The 6,534-nt window shown below is 47.9% G+C and carries 6 protein-coding genes; 1 reads left to right on the top strand and 5 read right to left on the bottom strand.

Annotation, left to right across the window (positions count from 1 at the left end; genetic code table 11):
• The 5 genes from ACYVE4_RS29810 to ACYVE4_RS29790 all read right to left on the bottom strand — a co-directional run.
• A partial coding sequence (locus tag ACYVE4_RS29810; RefSeq protein WP_461044071.1) for a putative Ig domain-containing protein occupies nucleotides 1–1,793 on the bottom strand: 1,793 nt, incomplete at its 3' end.
• Between the two features lie 437 nt (nucleotides 1,794–2,230).
• Nucleotides 2,231–2,704 (bottom strand): RES family NAD+ phosphorylase, encoded by a 474-nt coding sequence (locus ACYVE4_RS29805; protein ID WP_461044070.1) that lies wholly within the window; start codon nucleotides 2,702–2,704, stop codon nucleotides 2,231–2,233.
• 29 nt (nucleotides 2,705–2,733) lie between these two features.
• The gene (locus tag ACYVE4_RS29800; RefSeq protein ID WP_461044069.1) at nucleotides 2,734–3,144 is read right to left on the bottom strand and encodes an antitoxin Xre/MbcA/ParS toxin-binding domain-containing protein; all 411 of its coding nucleotides are present in this window, start codon (nucleotides 3,142–3,144) and stop codon (nucleotides 2,734–2,736) included.
• Between the two features lie 281 nt (nucleotides 3,145–3,425).
• Complete coding sequence (locus tag ACYVE4_RS29795; RefSeq protein ID WP_461044068.1) at nucleotides 3,426–4,385, bottom strand: ABC transporter permease; 960 nt, start codon at nucleotides 4,383–4,385, stop codon at nucleotides 3,426–3,428.
• Nucleotides 4,386–4,444: 59 nt separating this feature from the next.
• Nucleotides 4,445–5,846, bottom strand: a protein-coding gene (locus ACYVE4_RS29790) for an IS3 family transposase (protein WP_461044067.1) whose coding sequence is annotated in 2 segments (ribosomal slippage) — nucleotides 4,445–5,440 and nucleotides 5,442–5,846 — 1,401 coding nt in all. Because the reading frame shifts where the segments join, the coding sequence is not laid out codon by codon here.
• 130 nt (nucleotides 5,847–5,976) lie between these two features.
• Here ACYVE4_RS29790 and ACYVE4_RS29785 point away from each other — a divergent pair.
• Nucleotides 5,977–6,318 carry an SRPBCC family protein gene (locus ACYVE4_RS29785; RefSeq protein ID WP_461044066.1) on the top strand — a complete coding sequence of 114 codons (342 nt, stop codon included), beginning with the start codon at nucleotides 5,977–5,979 and terminating at the stop codon, nucleotides 6,316–6,318.
• Nucleotides 6,319–6,534: the final 216 nt, after the last annotated feature.

Raw genomic sequence — 6,534 nt, 5'->3', positions numbered from 1 at the left:
GTGATCCCAATAGCGAAATACTCAATGGGTGTCCCATTGCCGCCGGTAGTCTGGAAGCTGAAGGCACCCGTTTGGCAGTTGTACTGGGGAGCGGTCAACTGCAAATTGCCGGGTGGATTGATCACTACGTCCTTAACTTGAAGCACGAAACTTGTCGATGCCTGTAGTCCACCCTTATCGGTTGCGGTAATCGTAATGGTATAGTCGCCTACTGCCTGCGGAGTGCCAGAAAGGATGCTGCCGTTTAAGCTAATACCGTTAGGTAAACCCGTGGCTGATAGCGTAAGTGGTTGCCCTTCCGGATCTACAAACGTACTGGCCGGAATAACGAAATTGTAGCTACTTCCGAATTGGACTTGCTGATTGGCAATGGGTTGATTAACGAAAGGGGACTGGTTTTGGCCGCTGGGCACACTGAACAGATAGGCTGCCCCAGCCTTCTGCTTAGCCATACCACCGACGGCATCTGTTTCATTATTGCTGGCCCCCACCAAAGCCATTTCACCCTCTAGTGCCACATTTAGCCCAAAATAATTTTCGCTTCCTCTATCATTAGCCACGATTTTACTGGACTGAGTCCAAGATCCATCGGGTTGGCGATTGAAAAAGTAAGCTCCGCCGGCGTTAGGCATCGGATTACTACCTGATGCATCGAATGCAGTGCCATAGGCTCCTACCAGAAACCTATTGCCCGACAAGTTCACTGATATACCAAAGAAGCTTTCAGCCGATCGGTCAGCAGCAACCACTTTGCTCACTTGCTGCCATTGACCATTGATTTGTTCAAATAAATAGGCCGAGCCAGCATTCGACAGGGCATTTGAATTCTGTTCATCCGTAGTATTGGTCAACGCACCCACCCCTATATAATTTCCGGCAATGCTCACCGATGAGCCAAATAAGCTACCGAGTGATCGATCACCCGCTACCAGCTTAGCTTGTTGCTGCCACTGTCCATTCGGTTGTTGAACAAATAGGTAGGCAGCCCCTGCATAGGTTAAATAATTATTGCCTTGAGCATCGTAGGAATCTCGGGAACCTATGAGAATGCGATTATTCTCAATGCTGACGGCTTGGCCAAATTCTTGATACGAGCGCCGGTCCGACGGCACTAATTTCGTGACAGAAGCCCACTGCCCATTTGGCTGGCGCTGAAACACATGCACGGCTCCCGCAGTTGGCAACGAATTAGTTCCGTCAGCGTCTGTAGGATTATTCCGCGAGCCGACTACGATGAAATCGCCCGAAATAGCGAGGGTATTACCAAACTCACGATTAGCCGCCCGATCTGGTTCAACCAGTTTGGCAACTTGCGTCCATTGCCCATTCGGTTGGCGTTCAAATACATACACGGCCCCTGCATAGTCAAGCGGATTGGCGCCGTTAGCGTCGGTTTTATTGTAAGATGCACCAATGGCGGCATACGTGCCGGAAATAACGGCTTGATTACCAAAATGATCCAGCGACATCCGGTCGCTGGCGAGCAGTTTTTGTTTTTGACTAAACTGCCCATTTTGTAATTCATAAATATAAGCTGCTCCTGCACTTCCCTTAAAATTTGAATTATTGGCATCGTAAGACGCATTGTAGGCACCCACAATGGCGTAGTTACCCGACATATCCACTGAATTACCGAAGTAGTCATTCGTATTGCGGTCGCTCGCCACGATCTTTTGCTTCTGAGTAAACTGAGCCTGCGCTACTGGGAGCGCATTCGTTAGCCACAAGACAGCGAGTAAGCATAATCGATACGTTCGGAGTTGTTCATGAGTAAATTGTAGAAACGTTAACATATACACAAGGATTGGTTGAGATAAAAAAATAGTGGCAGCCATCTGATCCAGGTTATCCAGATAGACGGTGGCGAAATTAAAAGGCCGGATGAAGGGCTACCAGTAAGACTAATCAGCTAGTGTATTTAGGGGATCAGTTAGTGGAATCGACTGTTTAATTAACAGGGCATGGCAACTAAAAAAGGAGTAGCGTAGTTTATTCAGCCTTCAGCAGCAATATACTAACTACAGGCGGTTGAGTTACGGTCTTCCAGTGTTATCACCATTAGAGAAGAATAGTGGTTAAAGATCGAAAACGTCGGAAGAGCATCTACGTGTTTTGGTATAGTTCAGGTAGGAGCAACCGTACGGTTGCTCCTACCTGGAGTTGATAGTCGTTAAGAGTCTCAATAATCGCTCCAAAGTGAGACTATATTTAAGTATTGTAATTCGGCTAACTAGTGCCCGCGTCGAGAAGGATCATACAGCCGAGCATCAATCTCGAATACTTCCGACTTGACGACTTGGCAACTCGAAAACAGCTCATGGCGGGGGTTGATCAAGTAGTTAGCCATGACGGGTACCACTGAACTGGGCACCTGCACTATTAAGCAGTCCGGCCTTTGCAGCCAATCCACTAAAAAGCTTTGAGAGGACAGCGGGCTACTACCAGTGGCTCGCCAATCAGCGGGCAACTCCTGCTCTTGAAAAGAACGTATCGAGTCCGGCACCTCAATGGTAACTAAGTAGTACGGAGGTATGTACTTAGGATTAAGATGCACCAGCACTTCCAGCAAGCTCAAGGCTGGGGATTCGGTGGTATACAACAGCGATAGGCCCTTGGGGTTCCAACGGCCACCATACAAAGCAGCTCCTTGTCCAGACAGTGGCTCATGACGATAAGCAGCCTGTAGTAAACGATAAACCAGCATGTAATCAAGTGGGTAATTCGAAGAGCGTGTTAGTAGAAAATGCCGTGCTCAATGCGGCCTAACACATCATTGACTTGGGTGAAACCGGCAATGGTCGTTAGCGTTTGCAACGGTGTACGGCCATCTAATTCGCCTAGCGGATAGCGCAGCCATTCTCGCAAGGCCTGCTCATCATTAGCGTACACCCGCAAGCCATGCTGGATAACTTGATACAATAACTCTACCCGTTCAGCGGTGGGTCCGCTCAAAGCCGTTTGGCGCCGTAATCGGTGTAGAGTACTTTCCGAGAGCTGCAACAGGGGGGCTAATTCTTTGAGGGTAACGCCGAGTTGTTGAGCTAACTGGTTAAGCCGTGCATCGAGTCCATTGGGTTTAATTTGAACCGCTCGTTTGGCTCGCAATGCCGTTAGCTGGGGGGCTGAGTGCTGATTGGTTTTCATAACTGCAATTATCAATTGACAATTATACAACAATCAATTGACAATTTCAAGTTCCTTTTAATGGCGTAGGGATTCTGAGTAAGCAATGCAGAGATAATTAGACTGTACGCGCTTAGTTAGATTGGACATATATTAAAACACTGTTTCTTAAAAGGCTCCCATCTGTGACCAAGAGCGATTTATGTATCAATAATTCAGGGCGTTTCTTGAAACAGAAAGCCCCTCAACTGCATCAAGCATTCGTCGATGAAGTTGAGGGGTTGTTAACCTAATCCGTTGATTTATTCGCTACGCAAACTCTTCACCGGGTTGAGCAGGGCGGCTTTTATACTCTGGAAACTCACCGTCACCAAGGCAATGAGTGCCGTCAAGAGACCGGCCACCACAAACACCCACCACTGGATTGCTATTCGATAAGCAAAATCCTCAAGCCACTGGTCCATGGCGTACCAGGCCAGCGGGGACGCAACGACCATGGCAAGAAGAACCATCTTTAAAAAATCCTCAGCCAGAAGGCTCAAGATCGTTCCAACACTAGCCCCTAACACTCGGCGGACAGCCACTTCTTTGCTTCGCCGGGCTGCCGTGAAAGCTGACAGGCCAAAAAGCCCCAGGGAGGCAATCAGGATGGCTAGGCCTGAGAAAAGCCCAAATAACTTGGTAAACGTTTCGTCTTCGCCATATTGCCGGTTATACACATCTTTGGCAAACTCATAGTGAAACACATCGGTTGGGAAGAGTTGATCATAGCTTCGCTTTAGTTGGGCAAGCGTTTGCTGCTTGTCAGCCTCAGCAGCCATACGAATCGTCATAAATCGATTGTTGGGGGTGTACCATAACATGACCGGGTCGGTAGCCTTATGGGCGGATGCCCAGTTGAAATCTTCGACAATGCCCAGCACATAATACCGCTGTCCGTCTTTAGCCGTTAGGACACGACCAATGGCTTCCTTATCCTTTCTAAACCCTAAAGCGCGCACCGCCGTTTCATTCAACACCACTTTACGCACAAAATCAGCGGGGTTGCCGTAGGTGGATGTCATCCCTTCGGTAAAGAAAAATCCAGCCACTACCTTCAAGCCAAACACAGTGGCGAAATCCTGATCGACTCCCGAGCATTTGATCCACTTTAAACTCGACCCACCCGTGCTATCAGAAGAAAAGGCAGCCAGGAAATTAAGACCACGTCCTGCCTGATTGCCGGTGTACGAAGCGCCTTGTACCCCAGAAATTTTCCGCAATTCATTGTATATCGTCAACCGAAAGTGGACAGATGCGGGTGAAAAGAGAAGAGACGGTTTTAAACACGTTGTAGTTTCTGAAAAATATGACTTTTCCGTCGTTGGGCCATCGTCAATTGCTTGATTTTTTGTCGTTCGGCTACAATTTGGTCTTGGCGGCCCCAGTATGTATCGGCTGGCCGCACATTATCCAGCGATTCATGATAGCGTTGGTGATTGTAATAATTCACCCACTCCGTTAAGCGATCTCTCAACTCATCGGGACTATAGTAGTGCTCCAGCAACAGTACGTTTTTCATCGATCGATGATACCGCTCGATTTTGCCCTGTGTCATCGGGTGAAACGGCGCACTGCGAATATGCTCAATACTTTCCCCTTTCAAATACTCCTTCAGATACCGAGACACATAGGCCGAACCGTTATCTGATAGCATGCGAGGTCGCTGATCAGCAGTCAGGCTACTGGCCTTCAGAGCCGCTTGGACAGTGCGCTCTACGTCGGTGGCCTGCATACCGGGGCACAGTTCCCACGCTAAAATATAGCGCGAGTAGTCATCCAGCACTGTCGAGAGGTAATACCAACCCCAGTTCCTGATCTTAAAGTACGTGAAGTCTGTTTGCCAGAGTTGGTTGGGAGCCGTAGTAGGATTATAGGACTGATTGGCTGCTTCCATCAATCGGTAGGCTGGGGTCGTAATTAAACCTCGGCTTTTCAGGATACGATAAACCGTAGATTCAGACACAAACCATCCCTCATTATCAACGATATAGCAGGCCAACTCTCGGCAGGACAGATCAGGGCGCTCTAAGGCTAATTCCACAATGCGGCCCTTTTCAGCGGGTGGCAGTTGGTTCCAAGCGCTGGTTCTACGATAAACAGGATCGGCCAAGCCATCATAGCCATCCTGCAAATACCGTTTATACCATTGATAAAAGGTCGATCGTTTGATACCTAACTCGCGCAGCGTAGTCTTCACGCTCAAAGGCGACTGCTCGACCAGCGTGATGATTTCCATTTTCTCAGACTGACTCATGTGATGGTAGCGATTAGTCGTCGGCTTTAAGGCTTTTTTTTAATACCCTATTTTCTAGGCTCAATTCGGCCACCAGTTGTTTAAGAGCCTCATTTTCGGACTTGATCGATTGTACTTCGGGAGCGGTAGCTTCTCGGGTGGTATCGCCAGCCAATCGCTTTTTGCCCGCTTCCAGAAACTCTTTACTCCACCGATAATAAATGTTGGTATTGAGGCCTTCGCGTCGACAAATCTCGGCTACTGACTGTTCGCCTTGCAAGCCTTCCAGCACAATGCGAATCTTTTCTTCAGCGCTGTACTGGCGTCGGGTCTGCCGTTGGATGTCTTTGATAATGGATAAGGCCGGCTTGCGCTCGGAGGTAGCAGTTAAAGCAGATTGGGCCGTTTTGGAACGGTTAGGCAGGGATTTTTTGGCTGAATTGGACATAACCAAGGTGATTTAAGTGAAACAATTTAGGAAATTGTCTCTTCCCATTTTCACCTATTTTGTCCACTTTCATTTGACGACGTACAAAAATAGGAAGTTGCACCTTTATGCCAATGGCTATGTTTGCTCAATGTACCGACTAGACAACTCCATGACTAGCGCGCCTTTAGTTTCTGAACGAGTTTTTAACCTACCTCTTAACACGGTGTGGCAGTCACTTACCAGTAAAAACGCATTAAGAGAATGGTACTTCCCGCAATTACGAGACGTCAAACCCATCGTTGGCTTTGTGTTTAAATTTACGGATGAAGGCTCCACTTTTCAGAAAGAATGGCGGGTTACCCAAGTAGTAGGAGCGCAAAAATTCGCTCATACGTGGGCTTACAAAGGCTATAGGGGTCTGTCGGAGGTAAGTTTTAGTTATTCGCCGAGAGCGGTAAGACCAAACTCCGAATTACTCATATTGGCTTAGAAAGTTTTCAGAGGCCCCACACTTCGCTAGGAACCGATTTGTATGGGGCTGGGAGTATATCGGAAACCAGTTAGATGGGTATTTAAAAAAGGCGTAGCCTGCCATCAGGCAAGTGGACCGGCTACAGTACTGATTGGCGACTGTCATCCAATCCACTAGAATTTTCTTAATAACAGTTTACACCAACTTTATATTAAGCGGGTGCTTAGGTAAGTT

Source organism: Spirosoma harenae (genome assembly GCF_054776975.1).
This window is presented reverse-complemented; position numbering and strand designations above follow the sequence as displayed.